Raw genomic sequence first — 19670 nt, forward strand, 5'->3', positions numbered from 1 at the left:
ACTCAATCGAGACTCTTGTTAAATCGCAGTATCGCCAGTGTCATCATCACGCCGATGAAGACCACAAGGGCGAGCAGATCCGGCCACAGCTCGAGGAGGCCGGCACCGCGCAACATGATCCCCCGAATCAGGCGCAAGAAATGGGTCAGCGGCAGTATCTCCGCCAGCCACTGGGCGGCTTTGGGCATTCCATCAAACGGAAACATAAATCCGGATAGCAGGATCGACGGCAGAAACACGAAAAAGGTCATCTGCATGGCCTGAAACTGGGACAGCGCGCGGGTGGAGATCAACAGCCCCATGGCGAGATTGGCAAGAATCAGCAGCAGCGCAGCCAGATAGACATCCACAAGGCTGCCGCGCACCGGCACGCTGAACAACAGCAACCCCAGGATCAGGATCAGGCTGGTCTGGATAAGGCCAATCAGCCCATAGGGAAGCACCTTGCCGATCATCAGTTCCGCGCTGCTCACCGGGGTGGCAATCAACAATTCCATATTGCCCCTTTCCCGCTCCCGCACGATCGCCACTGCGGTAAACATCACCATGGTCATGGTAAGAATGATACCGATAAGCCCGGGCACAATATTGATCGCTGAAACCCGCTGCGGATTGTAAAAAGCCACAACGCTGATGGGGCTTTGTGGAAAAGGAACCGAGGACTGGCGATTGGGTAGCAGCGTATTGTTTTCCGGTGGCGGTTCGCCAATGGGTATCTGCGCCAACTGCGCGGCGGCGCTCTGCACTACCGTATCACTGCCATCCACCAGAATCTGCACCGCCTCCTGACCCACCGCCAGGCGACGCTCATAATCAAACGGAATCACCACCCCCACGCTGATCACTCCGCGCCGCAACATATCCATCAACTGCTCGGGAGTCTGCGCCTGGGCGACGGGCTGGATCACCTCCGTCGCGAGCAGATCCATCACAAACTGCCGGGAAGCGCTGGTATTGGACTGATCGGCAATTGCCGCAGGCAGATGCCGCAGGTTGAGATTGATGGCGTAACCAAACAGCGCGAGCTGCATTACCGGAATACCCACGATCATGGCCAGCGTCATCCGGTCCCGCCGCATCTGGCGGAATTCTTTGAGCAGAACGGCATAGAGGCGCCGCAGATTCAATGGCGCACCTCCTCATCCGACGCTGTGGTGCGTTCGCTGGACTGACGGTGTGTGACCGATACAAATACATCCTCAAGGTTGGCGCCGACAGACGTGACACGGGCATCGGCCTCGCGCTCCTGCAGCACCGTCTGCAATTCCTGTAGGATCTTTTCCCCGCTCTGCTCACCACTGGTCAGGATGCGCAGACTATTACCTATCTGCGCCGCACTGATGACACCCGGTAACTGCAACACCCGCTTCCGCGCGGCACGCTGATTGTGTGTATTCACCAGCAGCGTTCGCCCCGCCAGCGCGTTTGTAAGTTCGTCGGGCGTACCGTCGGCAACCAGTCGGCCGCGATCGAGAATGGCCAGCCGGTGGCAGCGTTCGGCCTCGTCCATATAGTGCGTGGAAACCAGGATGGTGGTGCCGTTATCGGTAAGCTCGAATAACTTCTCCCAGAAGTCCCGCCGCGACTCCGGGTCCACCGCGCTGGTCGGTTCGTCCAGAAACAACAGCTCCGGTTTATGGATGACCGCGCCCGCCAGTGCCAGACGCTGCTTTTGGCCACCGCTCATGGTTCCTGCCACTTGCCCGGCTCGACCCACGAAATGATATTCCTCCAGCAGCTCGTCAATACGGGGGCGCGCCCGCCGTGACGGCATATTCTGGACCGCCGCGAGAAACTCCAGATTTTCCCGTACCGTCAGGTCCTCAAACAGCGAGAATTGCTGGGTCATATAGCCAATGCGCTGACGGAGAACCTCGGCCTGTGCCGGGATCTTTAAACCGAGCACTTCAATTTCGCCGGCAGAAGGCGTCAATAATCCGCACAACATACGGATACTGGTGGACTTGCCGGAGCCATTGGGTCCGAGAAACCCGTAAATCTGTTTGCATGGCACGGCAATATCAATCTGGTCTACCGCCACCAGGCTGCCAAATCGTTTGCTGAGACCGCTGGCGCGGATGGCGACTTCACTTTCCGCCATCGCGAGGCTCCGGGTATCGGGACCTGGCGGGCGCAGCATCCTTGTGCGGAAGCGCTCCATCCGGATCGGGCAGGTTTTCCCGAGGCGCGTCAGGAGGAGAGGGAGCGCCGGAAATGTGCGGTTCCGCCAGTGTGTCCCCTTGCGGATACGCTTCGCCGCCGACGGTTTCCGGCAGGAATTCCACGCGCAGCGGCAGGCCTGCCGGTAACTCTGCAGCACGGGGCTCATTGCGCAGCTGCACTTCGGCGATATGGCTGAGACGCGTCACATCGTCCCCGGTCAGCGCATAGTAGGGCGTGAAAGAAGGTTCGTTGCGCACCATGCGCACGCGGCCATCAAACAGAGCCCGGCGATCAGCTTCAGCCTGCTGTGGCTCGCCCGATACAACGCTGCTATCCAGGATAATCCGCGCGCGCCCGCCAACGATGACCTGCCGCCGCAGGGATTGGGGCACATAAACCCGGGCGTAGGGTGTGATACCGGCCAACAGAACCACCAGTGCGCTGCCGACCGGGGCCTGGTCACCGAGCTTGAAAGGGATGCTGTCGACGACACCCGCGCGCGGTGCGCGCAGTCGCAGCTTTTCCAGTAGAACCCGCTGGGCCTGTGCCTGAGCACGCGCCGCTGCCAGGGATGCCTCGCCCTGATCAACGTCTTCAACCCGCGTGCCACGCTCCAGTTCCAGCAATTGCTCCCGCGCTGCCCGTACCTGCGCTCGGGCACTTTCCGCGGCCGCGCGGGCGCCGTCAATATCGGAGCGGGAGGCATAATTTTTTTTGCCGAGGGCGACCAGGCGCTGGTAGTCCGCCTCCCGGTCTGTCAGGGTCGCGCGGGCGGATGCGAGACTGGCTCTGGCGCGCTCTATTTCCTCAACCCGCGGGCCGACACGCAATTCGATCAGCGCGGCCTGCGCCTGTGCCACAGCGGCTTCGGCATTGCGCAGCTGCGCGAGCGCTTCAGCGTCATCCAGATCGAGAAGGCGCTGTCCCGGCTCAACCCGCTCCCCTTCGCGCACATAGATCCGTACCACTTTTTCTGCAGCAGGCGCCGGCAGTGCGATCCGATCCCATTCCAGCGTACCCAGGGCCACCTCTTCCTGCTCGCCACAGGCCGCGAGCAGTAGCAGGAGCGAGACAACCGCACAACGCAGGTTTACGCAGCGTATCGACATCGCCGCATCAGAAGCGCCATACCAGTAACGCCTGCACCGTGCTCTCGGTGACATCGACGCCCAGCTTGTTGCGCCAGTACTGGTATTCAATCCCCACAAACAGCTGTTTGGGACTGTTAAACAGCGTCTTCCCCATATCCCAGCGAAATTGCGGCTGTGCGAAAACCCAGCTTTTTACATCGCCAAACTCGCTGGTGCGGTTATGGATATACTCGATATGCCCTTCGATACTGAAATCCTGTTCACCAATACTGAACGGGAAGGCACCGTTGAAGTCGATCATGTAGCTGCTCCCCTCTTTGGGCGCACTATCGCCATAACCGATGTCTTTGTATCCGGTAATATCGGTGTTCAGAAATGCGCCTTCCGGGAGATTCCATGCCACCCGGAATCCCGGTAAAAACTTTTCCACATTGGCGTCTGACGAGTAGTTGAACCCGGCAATGATGCCCAGGTCTTTCACCGGCCCGAAGGTCAGATCACAGCCGGTTATCTTTCCAAGACTGAAGTTCGGATACCATTCGGCATAGACATCGCTATCGTTGAAGCCGTCGCGCTCGCCGTCGTTAATAAAGTCCACAAAGAAGAAATTGTCGCCGTATTTCCACCCACTTGCATGTTGCAGTGTCAGAATGGTGCTGCTGGCCTTTGTGCGCGTAAATGGGTTCTCCAGACGGCCATACTGGAGTTGAGCCTCGGTGTTTGACCACTCCGCTGCCATCGCGGGCAGCGCGGCGATACAGCCGACAAGAAGCACCAGACCGCCATACACATTCTGCAAATACTTCACTGATGTTCTCCAAGAAAGCCGTGCTCACGGAGATCCTCACGAATTTTCGCTATCTGATCTTCGGTCACCGCTGTGCCCGACGCGCCCCAGGCGGTGCGCATAAAATTCACAACGCCGGCAATACGCGCATTGTTCAACTCCTTGGCAAAGCTTGGCATTCCCGCGCGCGCGTTTGTCCGGCTCATGCGCTGGACTGGCAGCCCCCGCAGTACCACCGCGATCGTGTTGTAGGGGTTTTCGCCGCGCACACCGGCATTGCGGTGCATCGGCGGCGCGAACGCCAGGGTGATACCAGTGCCTTCCCGACCATGGCAGGCAGCGCAGTAGGCTACGTAATCCGCTCGCCCCTGGGGATGCTGCTCGGCGGCAGCTTGCGGATCGCCGGTCGTCTGTGCGACCGTTCCACTCGCCGTCTCGTCGTCATCCAGAAGGTAGGTGATCATCGCGTCGAGATCACTGTCGGACAGGTGACGCAGGCTGTGTTTCACCACACTGAACATTTCGCCAAACGCGGCCCCCTGCTCACTGACGCCAGTGCGAAACAGTGTGCGCAGACTGGCTCTGTCCCAGCCCTGACGCCGCAGTGCCTGCGGTCGGATGTCCACCGCATCCCAGCCTTCGAGAACATTGCCGGCGAGGGGGGCTTCCCGCTTTAGCGCATAGGCAAAATTGCGCGGGGTGTGGCACTCACCGCAGTGCCCCAGGGCATTGACCAGATAGTTGCCACGCTGCCAATCCGGACTTTTGCCCGCTTCCTGCTGCAGGGGCTGTCTATCGAAAAACACCCAGTTCCAGGCTTTCAGGCCGAACCGCAGGTTTGCCGGAAAAATCAGGTCGTTCTCAGGCGCAACATACTCGACGGCCGGTAACTGCATAAAGTAGGCATACAGGGCCGCGATATCCGCGTCCGAAATTCGGTAGTAGGAGGTATACGGCATTGCCGGGTAAAGATTCCCGTGTATACCCATACCGCGCCGCATGGATGCGGTGAAGTCTTCCAGGGTATAGTTTCCGATACCCGTTTTTTTATCCGGCGTGATATTAGTGGAATACAGCTTTCCGAAAGGCGTATGAAAAGGTCTGCCGCCAGTCATAGGACGACCATTGACTGCGGTATGACAGGCGACACAGTCCGCGGCGGTGGCGAGATAGCGCCCCTTGTCGATCGGGGTCTGTGCGGCGGCAATGTCCACACAGAGAATACACAGGACAACCAATATCAACCGGCTCACTTACTCCACCTCCTTCAGCAAACCCGGAGTGGACTCGATCACCTCGCGCACGGCGCGAAAGTAACGCACGTAACCGGTACAACGGCAGATATGATCACCCAACGCTTCTTCGATCACCTGCTCCACATCGTTCGCGGAAACCGGCTCGCGTCGCAGACGATCAATCAACGCGGTAGCTCCATTAACGAAGCCCGCTGTACACCAACCGCACTGAAACGAATAATTACGGAGAAAGGCCTGCTGTACTGGTGACAGTTTCAGCAACGCACCGTCGCTGTTCCGCTCCGCCTGCCCCTCTATCGTAGTGACCTTGGTACCGTGAAACCGGCCCACATTATTGATACAACTGCGTATCGGTTGTAGCGCGCCGTCCTGCCCTTCGACAACGATGGTACAGCTCCGGCAGACTCCGATTCCACAGCCGAGCTTCGTGCCCGTCAGGTTCAGGTACTCCTGCAGAAAATCCAGCATGGAAGTGTATTCATCGACCTCTACCGGCCCTACTTCTGCGCCGTTGACCACCATTGAAACGGGAATCTTCGCCATGACCAATCTCCTCACAAAATCTGGGGGTTGAGCGCGCGGCGCAGTGTTTCCGGGGATACAGGCGTCTCGTTAAAACGCTTTCCGGTCGCCTGATAGATCGCCTCGACCAGAGCTGCGACAATCGGGATCATCACCACCTCGGCGATTCCTTTGTGCGGATCCTTTTCCGATTCTGGGGGTAGTATTTCATGCTGCTGATTCCATACGGGGACGTGTCTGGCGAGTGGTACCTGATAGCGATTCAGGTTCCAGGTGCCATTGCCGGCACCTTCGCCGAGCGCAGGCAGCACTTCGTAAAGCGCATGACCAATACCCATCGCCACCCCACCCTCGATTTGCCCTTCCACCAACTGGGGCACGATGGGACGACCGCAGTCCATATAATTCTGCAATCCGTGAATGGTGACCTCCCCGTTTCCGGGGTTAACCGCCACTTCCACCAGCGCCGCCGTGGGCGCATAGTAGGTCACCATGGCATTGTTCAGCGCTGTGGGCGGGTAGCGTACCCCTTTGCGTTTAACCACTTCGTACTCGCTGGCTTGCACTCTGTCGGCACTTCCGCCACGACGCAGCGCGAGCCCGTCTATCGCCCAGGTGTAGTCATTCCCACTCAGTTCAAAATCCGCCTCTGCCCATTCCCAGCGGTTGAAACAATGCACCATGACGCCGCTGATACCACCATCACGGTGAATTTCCCGCGCCAGATCTGGCAGCGATAGAGGCTCGTGATCACCAAAATGCAGTCGGCCATCGCGCCATTCGATCTGGGACCGCTCTACTGGCCCGCTATTCCACAAGCGTTGCGCCGCCGGCAAAATGCCCTGCTCCAGCAGGACCTCTGCCGCCCGGTGTGTTGCGTGGCTCTGGAAGTATGCCGACATGGAGGCGGCACTGGCCATTGCGGTGACCGGAGTCCACAGGGGGGCGCGAGACATTTGATCCTGATGATCCTGACTCATGGTGTAAGGGCTTTCGGTCTGGAATTGTTCGAGCGCATGCCACGCATCGATCTCACCAACGTCGCACCGCTGCGCGGGCTGCCCCAGAATGCTTTCCAGCAGCATGGCCTGTGAAGTACCGACGCCGGTCCCCATTTCCATGAATTCCACCGCCATGGAGAGCCGACCCTGTCCATCCAGCTGCACTGCGGCGCTGGGCGAGGCGGCGCCGGTGCCGTAGTCCTTGGTGGCAATGGCGTAGCCGGTGCCAAACAACAGGCCGGGGTTTTCCGCTTCGAAGGATTGCTTCCGGTCAGCGCGCTCCCGCCACATCGGGTGCTGCTGTGCTCGTTTGAGCAACTCGGTATAGCGAACGCCCACGCGCGGGACAGCCCCCTGGGTGTTGCGCCAGCCATCCTGAAATGCATTGCGCAAACGCAGGTCGATGGGGTCCATGTTCAGCTCTTGCGCGGCCTGGTTGACCATCATTTCCATGGCCGACATGGTCTGCAGGGTGCCGTAGCCACGCATGGACCCTGAGTCCACATTCATGGACTGATTGGCGATGGCCGATATATCGTTACGCGGCAGGTAGTAGATACTCTGGATCGCACTGGCACCGACCATGGACACGGACGCACTGAAGTTCTGTCGGCCACCGCCATCCACCTGCATTTCTGAGATCAGCGCCTGGAACTTGCCGCTCTTGCGATCCACCGCGAGCGTATTGCGCATGTGAAAGGGATGCCGTTTGAGTCCCGCCTGAAACTGCTCAAAACGGTTGTTGGCCAAGCGCACGGGGGCTTTGGCGAAGAGCCCGGCGACAAGTCCGTAATAGGGAAAAATGGAGTGGTCTTTCGCACCAAAGCCTCCGCCCACCACCGAGGAGTGCACCACAATATTCTTGATATCTGTGGCATATTGGCTCTCGGCGATCATATGCGCCGCAAGCTCCTGGAAGTCCTGGGGAGATTGGCTGGTCAACACCAGATGGAGTGTCTGCTCGCCCCGATCAAACCACACGTTGGCGGCTTCCGGCTCCATCATCATTGGATCGATAATCTGGGTTTTGTACTCCCCTTCCACCAGGTGCCAGTTGCCCGCGCGGGATTCTTTCTGTGACTGTGCACGGATTTTCTGTGCGTAAAAGATCCCCCGCTCACTGACATCCCCGCTCTTGTCGGCATCCGTGGGCCACACAACCTTGCGGTTGCGGTAGTTTGGGAAGAACAAGCCGTCCTGTAGTGGCGAATACAGGTCCTCACCACTCGGCCCCTCCGGCCCTTCCACACGGATAATTCGCCAGCTGGCATAAGGGTCGCGAGTGTAGGGAGGTGTGGCATCTCCGTAGCGAATCACATTTTTATTGAATTGCAGCTGCTGCTTGGCGCCGTTGTATTTCTCAAACGTATCAAACAACAGTATGGCCACCGCGTGCCCGTAGTAGTGCGGTGATGCCCCTTCGGGCAACAGCATTGCGTCCCCGTAAAAAGGGGGCAGTTTGACCCGTTTTTCATCCAGGGAATCCGCGGTGATACGTGCGTAGGGCCGGCAGTCTTCAGGTACCTGACTCCAGTCAACACCGGTAAACCGGCGCTCTACCCGGTTGCAGCGCAATATCAGTGCATAGTGTTGCTGCCGGTCCCAGCCAGGCATATCCTCAGCGCGAAAATCCCGGCCAAATATTTTCTGACCGGTGACCTTGGCCACACCATCCATACGAAATGCCGGATTGTTACCACTACCTCGCCAGTTCATCGGATCCGGCACCTCAGCCCGCGCGCCACCAATACGTCGCCACAGGGAAGGCGCGGCAAACACACTGATACCGGCGATGGTACAGACCTTAATGAACTTTCGCCGATCCGAACGGAAACCTTGCATAGTCATCCTGGGTTATTTCTCGGGGTTTTCAGCGGTGGTTGCACCTTTAAACCAACCGTCAGCGGCGCGTGAACGGTACGGTGCAGACGTTGAACGCATTGCATCGTGGGAAGGCCGGATATGGCGTCAATCGCATCCTGCCTGCGGTTTTTGATTATTCCTGCGCCTTTTTCTGCGCTTCATTCATGAACTAATAGTCTCAAGAGACCAGAACGTCCATTCACGTCTGCGTTGATGGCGTTATTTGTATCTTTCTTCGGTACCTTCACCGAATCCACAATGGTCGCAGATCAAAAGTGGTTCGGCGTCGACTACAGCAACAGGAACATAAATATTGCCTTCCGGGATACACACACAGAAAGACGTCTTTTTAAGTCAGAACTATGGAAAGTTATTCCATAAAACAATCAAAAAAGTTATTCCCTTAATTTAAATTATTAAAAATTCATTTTTTAATAAAAAATAGTCTTTTATAACTGTCGCTGCATTCGTCGGCACCTACTCGAGTGCCGACTACACTCCATACAAATTTCTCAAGGAATGAGATTTTCCACGTAAACGGAATTGCGCGTACTCACGAGAATGTGCCAGCAGCACCATTGGCCGGACTGAAGAAGTAAGTGAGAGATCTGCAGCAGGAAGCCCCTGCCAGCAATGGCGTAAGAATCTCAACCTGGGGTCTTCTGGGGCTAAATACGGGGTACTTTCATGCCGATTCTCTTTCTGAGCGATTCCGGCCTGCACGGAGACTTATTGTTCTCACTGGTCTCACAGTCACTTCCTTTTAACTGGGAAAAATCAGACTTTGGAAAGCAGAAGCACTGCCTAAAATCCTACGAGGCAATTGTGGTCGACTGCTTTGGACTCTCCTCAAAATCGACGCCCAGCGCCGAATTCAACTATCTGAAGAGCATCGACCACTCGAAAGTCATTCTTATCAATATTCCCCAGGGGCTACCCACCCATATTACGCAGCCGCTGGAAAGTCGAAAGTTCTCCTTTTTATGCGATAGCCGCGCCAGTCAGAAAGATCTGATCAAGAAACTGGAGTACTCGATCCAGAATGCGCGCTCTCAATCGGAGAAGGACCCGCGCTCACAGCTGCTATTGACCAAACGCGAGCAGGAAATTCTTGCACAGCTCACCACCGGCGACCCGAACAGTATTATCGCCTCGAGGCTGCACTTGAGTGAGCACACAGTAAAGAACCACATGTACAACATTTACCGGAAAATTGGTGTCAAGAACCGGCTGCAGGCCAGCAACTGGGCAAAGCTCCACCTTCAGGTCGAACGGATATGAACATTCCCCTTCGCCCCGCAGGCCATATCTTAATCGCGATACTTGTGCTGCCCACGGCAGTCTGCATCGCTCAGGAAGATATTCAGGTATTGGAGGAAGCGCCTACCCAGGCCGACAGCGGACAGATAGAGGATGAGATCAGCGGTTTCAATGTTGATCAGACGATCACACGAACCGGCCACGATTTCGCACGCTACATGAGCGAATATCGCAATCTGCACTATCCGGACAGCACCTACAACCTGACCATTCAGGAGCGGCCATCTGCGCGCTGGGGCAACCTGATCTGGGTAACGTACAACAACAAAACGGTGTTTCGGCAGTTCATCAGCCCAAGCACCAACAATATTCGAGCAGTAGCAGAAGAAACGGCAAAAGCCATTCACGAAATGGTTCTGAAGGAAATGGTTCGTCAGGCACTAACCGATCACTTCGACCTTGGAAAGGATGAATTCTAATGAAAATTACCAGGTTGGCCGCGCTGGCCGCTGCCCCGGCACTCCTCTTGATGGGAAGCCAGGGGCTTGCTTCGCAATTGATTTATGAACCGGTAAACCCGAATTTTGGCGGTAACCCGCTAAACGGTAATTACCTGATTCAGAACGCACAATCCCAGGACGACCATGAGGACCCGGACAATCCCGCGGACCTTTACGAGCAACCCAGCGCGTTGGATCGCTTCACCGACTCACTGGAAACCCGTCTGTTGAATCAGCTGCTGACCGATGTCGGTGATGGCAACAGCGGGGAGCTGGTGACAGATGATTTTATCGTCCAGATTGTCGATAACGATGGTCAACTCACAGTGCTGATCACCGATCGCGCAACCGGGGATAAGAGCGAAATTATTGTAAGCGGACTGAACCCCACCAACTGATAGACAGGAATCCGACCACACAAGAGGAAGTACAGCTATCAAGTCCTAGATGTACCCGGGACTGACCCGTGAGCTCGAATAATCACGAATAATATTGGAGATAAACGTGATGTTTTTAAGAGGTACAAGACTGGCTGCGGCTCTGGCATTTGCTACAGCATTGGCAGGCTGCACAGCGGTAAAAAATACCGGAGACGCGCTTTTCGGGCCTGGTGAAGAAGCCGCCAAGCTGACGCCGCGCAACGAAACCTATCGGGACCTTCTGAATCTGCCTCAGCCGAAGGGAAAAATACTGGCGGCGGTTTATAGCTTTCGCGACCAGACGGGACAGTACAAACCGGCCCCCGCAAGCAGTTTTTCCACCGCGGTCACCCAGGGTGCGGCATCCATGCTGATGAATGTGCTCAACGAATCCGGCTGGTTTATTCCGCTGGAGCGTGAAGGCCTGCAGAATCTTCTGACCGAACGAAAGATCATTCGGGCGGCGCTGGCCAAACCCAATGCGCCGGAAAACAATCTGGCTCTTCCGTCGTTGGTTGCCGCCAATATCCTGCTGGAGGGCGGTATCGTAGCCTACGACACAAACATCAAAACTGGCGGCGCCGGCGCGCGTTACTTTGGTATTGGTGCAGATGAGCAGTACCGGGTGGATCAGGTCACCGTCAACCTTCGTGCCATCGATATACGCTCAGGGAGAGTGCTACACACCGTACTAACCTCCAAGACCGTCTACTCAAAAGCAATCAGCGCCGACGTTTTCCGCTATGTGAAATACAAGCGATTGCTCGAGATTGAGGCTGGCACGACCACCAACGAACCTGCGCAGCTCGCCATGCTGTCCGCCATGGAATCAGCGGTGATTCACCTGATCGGAAAAGGCATTATCGCGAACTCCTGGTCGCTGCAAAACCCGGACGACATCAATAGTCCAGTGCTGCAGTACTATCTCAATGAAAGTACCGCGATCATGTAACAACATAGCCCCCTATCCATACACATACACATACACATAAACATAAACATTTCGAGGTGACGATGGATCTGTGCATGGCCCTGTATCGAAAAGCCCTCCCTGCGATACTGGTGTTGCTCACTACAGGGAAGGCCGGTGCGGACGATTTCTCACTGGTCCACGAGCTTTCTGCAGCGAATGAACTGGATGTCTACATTGCAGCGTCTTCTGCGAACCTGGCGGTTATTCAGCAGGAAGGTAATTTCAACCACGTCGCCGCGGACCAGTCAGGTACCGTAAACTACCTCTCGATCCAGCAATCGGGCTACGGCAACCTGCAGATCCTGGATCAGGTGGGAAAGAGTAATAGCATGATCACCAGCCAGCAGGGTGAAAGCAATGTCGCCATTCTGTTGCAGGCCGGCTATGAAAATCTGATCTTGCTGGACCAGATTGGCTACGCCCACAAAGCGGGTATAACCCAGTACGGTATCCAGAACTCCGCAACCGTCGAGCAGATTGGCGTGGCGCATCAGATCACCATCAACCAAAGAGGCAATGGGCTACACACTGCGGTTACCCAAACAGGGGTTTCGATGACTACCACGATCAACCAGTATGATTAAGCATATCTCCGTCAGCGCACGGCAAAGAAGCTCCAGCAATGGCTTGTCCCGCGCCCTGCAGGGCCTGCTGTGTTGCACGGTACTCCCATTCGTAGCGGTGGCAGAAACCCGGGAAAACACTCAGTACCAGGCTTCCTTCGCTGATATTCAGGCGGTATCCGCCCCCATCCGTACAAGTACAGGTAACAGCCTCTCACAGACTCAGGAGGGGAATGGGAATAGTGCTGATGGTATCCAACAGGACGAAACCGGCAGCACCATAGTACAGGTCCAGGACGGTGCGCTGAATACTTCCAGTGCGCAGCAGGAGTACGGCGTAAGCAACACGATTTCAACACAGCAGTATGGCGGGCGAAACACCGTCGAGATTATCCAGGTGTTCGGCTATGACAACTCCGCGACCAGCCGTCAGCTGGGCATCGGCAACACGCTGTCGGTGGAGCAGACGAACGGCATACTGAACCGAGCCCAGACATTTCAGCGCGGCGCCATAAATCAGGCGGATGTATCTCAAGATCAGAGTATCCATACGCGCAGCCATATCGAGCAATTAGGCAATGATAATTCTGCAGAGGTTCAGCAGGCCGGCGGCGGTAGCTTTTCTGCAACGTCCCAGAATGGCGCATTTAATAATTCCCGCACACACCAATCCGGGCTTTTACAGGACGCGGAGATAATCCAGTCAGGTATCGCCAACCAAGTGGACCTTCTCCAGGAAGATAATTACAACAGTATCAGTGCCTTTCAAAGTGGCTCATTCAATCAGATTGCCGTCTCACAAAAAGGTACCTTCGGACTCGGCGGGAGCCATCAGGCACTTATCAATCAGGTAGGCAATCTGAATGCGACCTCGGTTACCCAGACCGGGGTCTCGTCCACCGCCATTATCACGCAGTTTGGACACGGAAATTCAGTTTCACTGAAAAACTGATCTGACGACGTTACGCCCCCCGCCCACCGCTTCGCGTCTCCGCACCCATGGGTTTCATTGCTTTTTCCCCACCGGGAAAAACCGGATTTACCGAGAAATGGAAACCGCGCCAAAAGAGGCAGTTCACGCCAAATCGCTATCTTTCGGTTATCAAACCACGTTAACCAGAATGAATGCTGCTTAAAAACTGTACTTTCTTCCTAGTCTTTCATGACTTCCCTCCTATAGCGACCGCCCCCCCAAACGACAACAATCAATATCAAGGTGAACACTTTTTGCACACTTAGATTGATAACCAAACAATGAGTTTGAAATTTAAACAGCAAAAGTGACAAAGGTGTCACGCTGTACACCTCCGTTCGCCGGGTCGCTGAGCATGAACCGCAGGGAGCTGCAATCTGTTCAGATATTTACCCAAGAAGAAATATGGCGCTGCTTTCAGCACCATTGAAGATCAGTTCCGCCCTCGGGGCTGGTTGGATTCTAACGTCCGAAGTAAAGGAGCAACTCATGAAGACGTTTTCCCGTATCGCTGCTGCCATCGCACTTGTAACCAGCGGTAGTGTTTTCGCAGACGACAATATTGCAGTTCAAACCCAAGTGGGCGCGTTCAACCTGGCAACCTCTACCCAGCTGGAGTTGATTGGTGGTTTCAACGAGGTTTATCAAACCCAAGTGGGCTTTGTTAACCTGTCTACCGCTCTGCAGGTTGGTCTGATCAGCGCGTTCAACGATATCAACCACTTCCAGTTTGGTGCTCTGAACAACGCATTCTCTCTGCAAAACGGCATTATCAGCATCGATAGTAACGCTACTATCAATCAGGTTGGTGTACTCAACAACGCCACTACCTTCCAGAGCAACTCATTTTTCAACAACGCAACCATCAATCAGGTAGGCGTACTGAACGACGGTAACATTGGTCAGAATGAATCCGCGTTTAACAATGCCACCATCAACCAGGATGGTCTGCTGAACCAAGCCAACATCAACCAGTCCGCAAGCCTGGGGAACACCGCCGTTGCTAACCAGTTCGGCATCGCCAACCTGGCCAACCACCTGCAGCAAGGTAACGGCAACACCTCGGTTTCCAACCAGTTTGGTGTTCTGAACGCGGCCAACGTACTGCAAACCGGTAACGGTAACGACTCCATGATCACTCAGGTAGGCGTTCTGAACCTTGCCGACCACGATCAGTCTGGTGACGGAAACCTGGCTTCAACCCTGCAGGTTGGTGTTCTTAACCTGGCACTGGTAGAGCAGACTGGTGACGGCAACGCCGCATTCACTGCACAGGGCGGCGCACTGAACGTACACCTCACTTCTCAGTCCAGCGACAACAACATTGCTGTTGGCACTCAGATCGGTGTGGCGAACGTTGGTGTAATCATTCAGTAATTCCTGAATGATATTTCGGCGGCCGCAAGGCCGCCGGTTACTGCATCAGGTGTTCGGGATACACCTGAACGTCCTTTGAAGTAGGCAGTAGAGGGGTTACCAATGAAAGCTTTCCACTATTGTGCGTTAGCTGCTGCATTGGCAACGAGCGGTTTAGCCTCAGCGTCAGACAACGTTGCCATCCTTACACAAGCAGGATTCGGCAACGCAGCGCTCATCGATCAGACGGGCCTGGAAGGCAGTGTCATTATCAAGACACAATCTGGGGGACTCAACCAAAGCAGCTCGGTTCTGGCCTCATTCGGCAGTATTACCCAGCATACCCAATTCGGGCTATTCAATGACGCCTACTCTTTACAGATTGGCGGACAGGACAATAGCAACGCTATTTTTCAATTGGGCGTGGACAACTGGGGAACCGTACTTCAGATTGATACCACCAACAGCCAAGCCTACATTTTTCAGGTAGGCGACAACAACAGCGCAAACATTCTGCAGATTGCCGGTAGCGATAATCTTGCGACCATTACCCAATTTGGTTCATTGCACAACGGGAACATCGGGCAGATTGCTGCTCAGGACTCCGATGCGCACATCACCCAATTTGGTATTGGACAGCAGGCATTTATTACGCAAACCGGCATGGGGCACTATGCCAATATTCTGCAAAACGGTACTTACAACGTCGCAATTAGCACACAGGCCGGTCAAGGGAACAACGCTGACATCAGTCAGGATGGTGTTACCAACTTCGCCAGCGTGACACAGACGTCGAATTTCAATACTGCCTTGGTGACACAAGATGGTATTGCGAACATGGCCGTTATTTCTCAGGCTGGTGTACTGGGCGGAAACTCAGCCACCATTAGCCAGAATGGTCTACTCAACAATGCTTATATCAGCCAGATTTCCGCGTCGAACACCGCGGTCGTCTCGCAGGTCGGCATCGGAAACCAAGCCAATATCCTGCAGTAGTTCGAGTAGTCACCGTGAGATAGGTTTGCTGAAAATTAAAAGGGCGGTCAATGTGACCGCCCTTTTTTTGGTGCGAGGCTGTCTGTCAGATGTGCTCTACCGAATCAATCTCATATTCGATGGCACCAGAAGGCGTATTCACAACAACAATGTCCCCCTCCTCTTTACCAATCAGCGCGCGGGCGATTGGGGAGTTGACCGAGATTTTCTTATTTTTCACGTCAGATTCGTCGTCACCCACAATCTTGTAGGTTACTTCACTGTCGTCTTCCAGATGGATGATGGTCACCGTGGTTCCGAAAATCACTTTTCCGGAAGGCTCGATGGCTTTGACATCGATCACCTGAGCCAAAGACAATTTACCCTCGATTTCCTGAATACGGCCTTCGATAAAGCCCTGTTTCTCGCGGGCTGCGTGGTACTCGGCGTTTTCTTTCAGGTCGCCGTGTTCACGGGCTTCGGCAATCGCCTGTACAACCGCCGGGCGCTGTACTTTCTTCAGGTCTTCCAGTTCGGCACGCAGTGCTTCTGCGCCTTCTACGGTCATGGGTACGCGGTTCATGGGAACCTCCACATTTTCAGTATTTCGCGGACGCTGGGTGTCGGCCGCAATGGTTTAATATTGTTCTTTAACGAAAAAGCTCCGCCAAACGGCGGAGCTCTTCCGGTGCACCTCTCCAGAAAGAGGCGCTGATTGGCTCGCAGATCAGTCCTGCAGACGTACTACACGCTGGTGCAACTCCTGCAAGCTGCGTACCTTGTGCGGTTCAGCAATCTGCATCGACATTGCCATGGCGCGCGCGGCTGCCAGGGTGGTGGTGTAGCAAACCTGGTGGTTTTCCGCACTGCGGCGGATATCGGCGGAATCGCGGATGGCCTGGCGGCCCTCGGTGGTATTCACCACCAGCGCAATTTCGTCGTTCTTGATGGCGTCGACGATATGCGGGCGCCCTTCGCTCATCTTGTTTACCGTTTTAACGGGAATATCCGCTTCTTGCAAGACCTTGGCGGTTCCGCGGGTAGCCACCAGCTCGAAACCGAGGCCGACCAGTTCCCGTGCCACGTCCAGCACACCGGGCTTGTCCACATCGCGCACGGAGATAAACACCTTACCGGATTCCGGCAGTGCGTCGCCAGCGCCGATCAGGCCTTTGTCGAAGGCTTCGGCGAAGCTCTCGCCCACGCCCATCACCTCGCCGGTGGATTTCATTTCCGGGCCGAGGATGGGGTCCACCTTCGGGAACTTGTTGAACGGGAAGACCGACTCCTTGACGGAGAAGTAATCCGGCACGATCTCCTCGGTAAAGCCCTGTTCTTTCAGGCTGATGCCGGACTGACAGCGCGCGGCGATCTTGGCGAGCGAGGTACCGATACACTTGGACACAAACGGTACGGTACGGGATGCCCGCGGGTTCACCTCGATCACATAGATCTCGCCGTCCTGATAAGCCAGCTGGGTATTCATCAGACCAACCACGCCCAGTTCTCGGGCCATGGCTTTGACCTGCTCGCGCATCAAGTCCTGTACCTCTGCCGGGAGGCTGTAGGGCGGCAGGGAGCAGGCAGAGTCACCGGAGTGCACGCCACACTGTTCGATGTGCTGCATGATCGCGCCAATCACCACATCTTTGCCGTCGGATACCGCGTCGATATCCACCTCAATGGCCGAGTGCAGGAAGTGGTCGAGTAATACCGGCGCTTCGTCGGAGACTTCCACCGCTTCCTTCATGTAGGTCTTGAGTTCGTCTTCCTTGTAGACGATCTCCATGGCGCGGCCGCCCAGTACGTAGGACGGGCGCACCACCAGCGGGTAGCCCACTTCTTTCGCTCGCTGGATGGCTTCGAACTCGGAGCGCACGATGGCGTTCTGCGGCTGCTTGAGCCCCAGGCGCATAATCATCTGCTGGAAGCGCTCACGGTCTTCCGCGCGGTCGATCTGTTCCGGGGTGGTCCCGATAATCGGTACACCTTCGTTGGCCAGGAAACGCGCCAGGTTCAGCGGGGTCTGGCCACCGAACTGCACGATGACACCCACCGGTTTTTCTTTGCGCACGATTTCCAGCACGTCTTCCAGCGTCACCGGCTCGAAATAAAGGCGATCGGAAGTGTCGTAATCGGTGGATACCGTCTCCGGGTTACAGTTGACCATAATGGTCTCGTACCCGTCTTCACGCATGGCCAGCGCCGCGTGCACACAGCAATAGTCAAACTCGATACCCTGGCCAATCCGGTTGGGGCCGCCGCCGAGTACCATGATTTTTTTCTTGTCCGTGGGCTCCGCTTCACACTCCTCATCGTAGGTGGAGTACATGTAAGCGGTGCTGGTGGCGAATTCTGCCGCACAGGTATCCACGCGCTTGTACGCGGGGAAAACACCCAGCTTGTGGCGGAATTCGCGCACGGTTTTCTGGCTCACCCCCAATAGATCCGCCAGGCGCTTGTCTGAAAACCCTTTGCGCTTGAGATAGCGCATGGTTTCACTGGTAAGCGCCGAGGTGGGCATGGACTTGAGCGGCTCTTCGATGTCCATCAGCTCCTTGATCTGCACCAGGAACCAGGGGTCGATACCGGACAGTTCGTAAACCTCATCGATACTCATGCCCACACGGAAGGCGTCGCCCACGTACCAGATACGCTCAGCGCCGGGCACCGAGAGTTCGCGGCGCAGACGCTCCATGGAGCCCGCTTCTGCCGGGTCAACCTTCGGTTCGAAACCAAAGGAGCCCACTTCCAGGCCACGCAGGGCTTTCTGCAGGGACTCCTGAAAGTTCCGCCCGATGGCCATCACCTCACCCACAGACTTCATCTGGGTGGTCAGGCGCGCATCCGCTTCACCGAATTTCTCGAAGGTGAAGCGCGGGATCTTGGTAACGACATAATCGATGGACGGCTCGAAGGACGCAGGCGTTGCACCACCGGTAATGTCGTTCTGCAGTTCGTCCAGGGTGTAACCCACCGCCAGCTTGGCTGCAACCTTGGCGATCGGGAAGCCGGTGGCCTTGGAGGCCAGTGCGGAGGAGCGGGACACCCGCGGGTTCATCTCGATCACCACCATGCGGCCGGTTTTCGGGTCCATACCGAACTGCACATTGGAGCCACCGGTTTCCACACCGATCTCGCGCAATACCGCGATGGATGCATTCCGCATCAGCTGGTATTCCTTGTCGGTGAGGGTCTGGGCCGGAGCTACGGTAATGGAGTCACCGGTGTGCACGCCCATGGGGTCGAAGTTCTCGATGGCACAGACGATGATGCAGTTGTCGTTTTTGTCACGCACAACTTCCATCTCGTACTCTTTCCAGCCGAGCAGGGATTCGTCGATCAGCAGCTCGTTGGTGGGCGACAGGTCGAGACCGCGTTTGCAGATCTCTTCAAATTCCGGCCAGTTGTAGGCCACACCACCACCGGAACCGCCCATGGTGAAGGACGGGCGAATGATTACCGGGAAGCCGAACTCTTCCGGTACTTTTTTCGCTTCCTCCATGGAGTGGACGATCTTGGCGCGCGGGGTTTCCAGGCCAATGGCCTTCATCGCCTTGTCGAACAGGTCGCGGTCTTCCGCTTTTTCGATGGCGTCTTTGTCCGCACCGATCAACTCACAACCGAACTTCTTGAGCACCCCGTGCTTGTCCAGCGCCAGCGCACAGTTCAGTGCGGTCTGCCCGCCCATGGTGGGCAGGATCGCGTCCGGGCGCTCTTTCTCGATGATCTTGGCAACGGTCTTCCACTCCACCGGTTCGATGTAAGTGGCGTCCGCCATGGCCGGGTCGGTCATGATGGTGGCCGGGTTGGAATTCACCAGGATCACCCGGAACCCCTCTTCCCGCAGGGCCTTACAGGCCTGGGCACCGGAGTAGTCAAATTCACAGGCCTGACCGATGACGATGGGGCCCGCGCCGATGATCAGAATGCTTTTAATGTCTGTGCGTTTTGGCATCTTTCTTCCG

17 protein-coding genes are annotated in these 19670 nt (G+C 56.0%); 8 read left to right on the forward strand and 9 right to left on the reverse strand.

The features are described 5' to 3' along the window. Window positions 1–2 precede the first annotated feature (2 nt). The 7 genes from LRR79_RS16435 to LRR79_RS16465 are packed head-to-tail and all read right to left on the reverse strand — an operon-like array spanning window position 3 to window position 8662. Window positions 3–1127 (reverse strand): ABC transporter permease, encoded by a 1125-nt coding sequence (locus LRR79_RS16435; RefSeq protein WP_231758241.1) that lies wholly within the window; start codon window positions 1125–1127, stop codon window positions 3–5. Then, window positions 1124–2101 (reverse strand): ABC transporter ATP-binding protein, encoded by a 978-nt coding sequence (locus tag LRR79_RS16440; RefSeq protein WP_231758242.1) that lies wholly within the window; start codon window positions 2099–2101, stop codon window positions 1124–1126. The genes LRR79_RS16435 and LRR79_RS16440 overlap by 4 nt, the downstream gene beginning before the upstream one ends. Further along, window positions 2088–3272: an HlyD family secretion protein gene (locus LRR79_RS16445; protein ID WP_231758243.1), complete on the reverse strand. Its 1185-nt coding sequence runs from the start codon at window positions 3270–3272 to the stop codon at window positions 2088–2090. Before LRR79_RS16445 ends, LRR79_RS16440 begins: the two co-directional genes overlap by 14 nt. 7 nt (window positions 3273–3279) lie before the next feature. Continuing rightward, window positions 3280–4062 carry an outer membrane protein OmpK gene (locus LRR79_RS16450; protein WP_231758244.1) on the reverse strand — a complete coding sequence of 261 codons (783 nt, stop codon included), beginning with the start codon at window positions 4060–4062 and terminating at the stop codon, window positions 3280–3282. Next, window positions 4059–5294 carry a cytochrome c gene (locus tag LRR79_RS16455; RefSeq protein ID WP_231758245.1) on the reverse strand — a complete coding sequence of 412 codons (1236 nt, stop codon included), beginning with the start codon at window positions 5292–5294 and terminating at the stop codon, window positions 4059–4061. The genes LRR79_RS16450 and LRR79_RS16455 overlap by 4 nt, the downstream gene beginning before the upstream one ends. Next, window positions 5295–5840: a (2Fe-2S)-binding protein gene (locus LRR79_RS16460; protein WP_231758246.1), complete on the reverse strand. Its 546-nt coding sequence runs from the start codon at window positions 5838–5840 to the stop codon at window positions 5295–5297. An 11-nt stretch (window positions 5841–5851) separates the two neighbouring features. Continuing rightward, window positions 5852–8662 (reverse strand): xanthine dehydrogenase family protein molybdopterin-binding subunit, encoded by a 2811-nt coding sequence (locus LRR79_RS16465; protein ID WP_231758247.1) that lies wholly within the window; start codon window positions 8660–8662, stop codon window positions 5852–5854. Window positions 8663–9370: 708 nt separating this feature from the next. Between LRR79_RS16465 and LRR79_RS16470 the strand changes: the two genes are divergently transcribed. The 8 genes from LRR79_RS16470 to LRR79_RS16505 all read left to right on the forward strand — a co-directional run bounded on the left by LRR79_RS16470 (window position 9371) and on the right by LRR79_RS16505 (window position 15723). Next, on the forward strand, window positions 9371–9964 hold the full coding sequence (locus LRR79_RS16470) for a response regulator transcription factor (protein ID WP_231758248.1): 594 nt from the start codon (window positions 9371–9373) through the stop codon (window positions 9962–9964). Then, on the forward strand, window positions 9961–10422 hold the full coding sequence (locus LRR79_RS16475; protein WP_231758249.1) for a curli production assembly/transport protein CsgE: 462 nt from the start codon (window positions 9961–9963) through the stop codon (window positions 10420–10422). Before LRR79_RS16470 ends, LRR79_RS16475 begins: the two co-directional genes overlap by 4 nt. Then, window positions 10422–10841, forward strand: coding sequence for a curli assembly protein CsgF (locus LRR79_RS16480; RefSeq protein ID WP_231758250.1), 420 nt, complete (start codon window positions 10422–10424; stop codon window positions 10839–10841). The genes LRR79_RS16475 and LRR79_RS16480 overlap by 1 nt, the downstream gene beginning before the upstream one ends. Before the next feature lie 109 nt (window positions 10842–10950). Continuing rightward, complete coding sequence (locus LRR79_RS16485; protein WP_231760049.1) at window positions 10951–11814, forward strand: CsgG/HfaB family protein; 864 nt, start codon at window positions 10951–10953, stop codon at window positions 11812–11814. A 74-nt stretch (window positions 11815–11888) separates the two neighbouring features. Then, entirely contained in the window at window positions 11889–12419 is a 531-nt protein-coding gene (locus tag LRR79_RS16490) for a hypothetical protein (RefSeq protein WP_231758251.1), read from the forward strand. Continuing rightward, window positions 12412–13350: a hypothetical protein gene (locus LRR79_RS16495; RefSeq protein ID WP_231758252.1), complete on the forward strand. Its 939-nt coding sequence runs from the start codon at window positions 12412–12414 to the stop codon at window positions 13348–13350. The genes LRR79_RS16490 and LRR79_RS16495 overlap by 8 nt, the downstream gene beginning before the upstream one ends. A gap of 510 nt (window positions 13351–13860) precedes the next feature. Beyond that, window positions 13861–14748 carry a hypothetical protein gene (locus tag LRR79_RS16500; protein ID WP_231758253.1) on the forward strand — a complete coding sequence of 296 codons (888 nt, stop codon included), beginning with the start codon at window positions 13861–13863 and terminating at the stop codon, window positions 14746–14748. Between the two features lie 102 nt (window positions 14749–14850). Continuing rightward, window positions 14851–15723, forward strand: coding sequence for a hypothetical protein (locus tag LRR79_RS16505; RefSeq protein WP_231758254.1), 873 nt, complete (start codon window positions 14851–14853; stop codon window positions 15721–15723). 85 nt (window positions 15724–15808) lie between these two features. Here the strand turns inward: LRR79_RS16505 and greA are convergent, their stop codons facing one another. Further along, window positions 15809–16285: a transcription elongation factor GreA gene (gene greA / locus LRR79_RS16510; protein ID WP_043319088.1), complete on the reverse strand. Its 477-nt coding sequence runs from the start codon at window positions 16283–16285 to the stop codon at window positions 15809–15811. A gap of 144 nt (window positions 16286–16429) precedes the next feature. Continuing rightward, window positions 16430–19660 carry a carbamoyl-phosphate synthase large subunit gene (gene carB, locus LRR79_RS16515; RefSeq protein ID WP_231758255.1) on the reverse strand — a complete coding sequence of 1077 codons (3231 nt, stop codon included), beginning with the start codon at window positions 19658–19660 and terminating at the stop codon, window positions 16430–16432. Window positions 19661–19670 lie beyond the last annotated feature (10 nt).

It is taken from the genome of Microbulbifer elongatus, assembly GCF_021165935.1.
Classification (GTDB): domain Bacteria; phylum Pseudomonadota; class Gammaproteobacteria; order Pseudomonadales; family Cellvibrionaceae; genus Microbulbifer; species Microbulbifer elongatus.

Excerpts from the sequence above, each read along its gene's own strand:
- LRR79_RS16440 (WP_231758242.1), bottom strand. The coding sequence starts at position 2,101 with ATGGCGGAAAGTGAAGTCGCCATCCGCGCCAGCGGTCTCAGCAAACGA.
- LRR79_RS16445 (WP_231758243.1), bottom strand. The coding sequence starts at position 3,272 with ATGTCGATACGCTGCGTAAACCTGCGTTGTGCGGTTGTCTCGCTCCTG.
- LRR79_RS16460 (WP_231758246.1), bottom strand. The coding sequence starts at position 5,840 with ATGGCGAAGATTCCCGTTTCAATGGTGGTCAACGGCGCAGAAGTAGGG.
- LRR79_RS16465 (WP_231758247.1), bottom strand. The coding sequence starts at position 8,662 with ATGCAAGGTTTCCGTTCGGATCGGCGAAAGTTCATTAAGGTCTGTACC.
- LRR79_RS16470 (WP_231758248.1), top strand. The coding sequence starts at position 9,371 with ATGCCGATTCTCTTTCTGAGCGATTCCGGCCTGCACGGAGACTTATTG.
- LRR79_RS16475 (WP_231758249.1), top strand. The coding sequence starts at position 9,961 with ATGAACATTCCCCTTCGCCCCGCAGGCCATATCTTAATCGCGATACTT.
- LRR79_RS16480 (WP_231758250.1), top strand. The coding sequence starts at position 10,422 with ATGAAAATTACCAGGTTGGCCGCGCTGGCCGCTGCCCCGGCACTCCTC.
- LRR79_RS16485 (WP_231760049.1), top strand. The coding sequence starts at position 10,951 with ATGTTTTTAAGAGGTACAAGACTGGCTGCGGCTCTGGCATTTGCTACA.
- LRR79_RS16490 (WP_231758251.1), top strand. The coding sequence starts at position 11,889 with ATGGCCCTGTATCGAAAAGCCCTCCCTGCGATACTGGTGTTGCTCACT.
- LRR79_RS16495 (WP_231758252.1), top strand. The coding sequence starts at position 12,412 with ATGATTAAGCATATCTCCGTCAGCGCACGGCAAAGAAGCTCCAGCAAT.
- LRR79_RS16500 (WP_231758253.1), top strand. The coding sequence starts at position 13,861 with ATGAAGACGTTTTCCCGTATCGCTGCTGCCATCGCACTTGTAACCAGC.
- LRR79_RS16505 (WP_231758254.1), top strand. The coding sequence starts at position 14,851 with ATGAAAGCTTTCCACTATTGTGCGTTAGCTGCTGCATTGGCAACGAGC.
- greA (WP_043319088.1), bottom strand. The coding sequence starts at position 16,285 with ATGAACCGCGTACCCATGACCGTAGAAGGCGCAGAAGCACTGCGTGCC.
- carB (WP_231758255.1), bottom strand. The coding sequence starts at position 19,660 with ATGCCAAAACGCACAGACATTAAAAGCATTCTGATCATCGGCGCGGGC.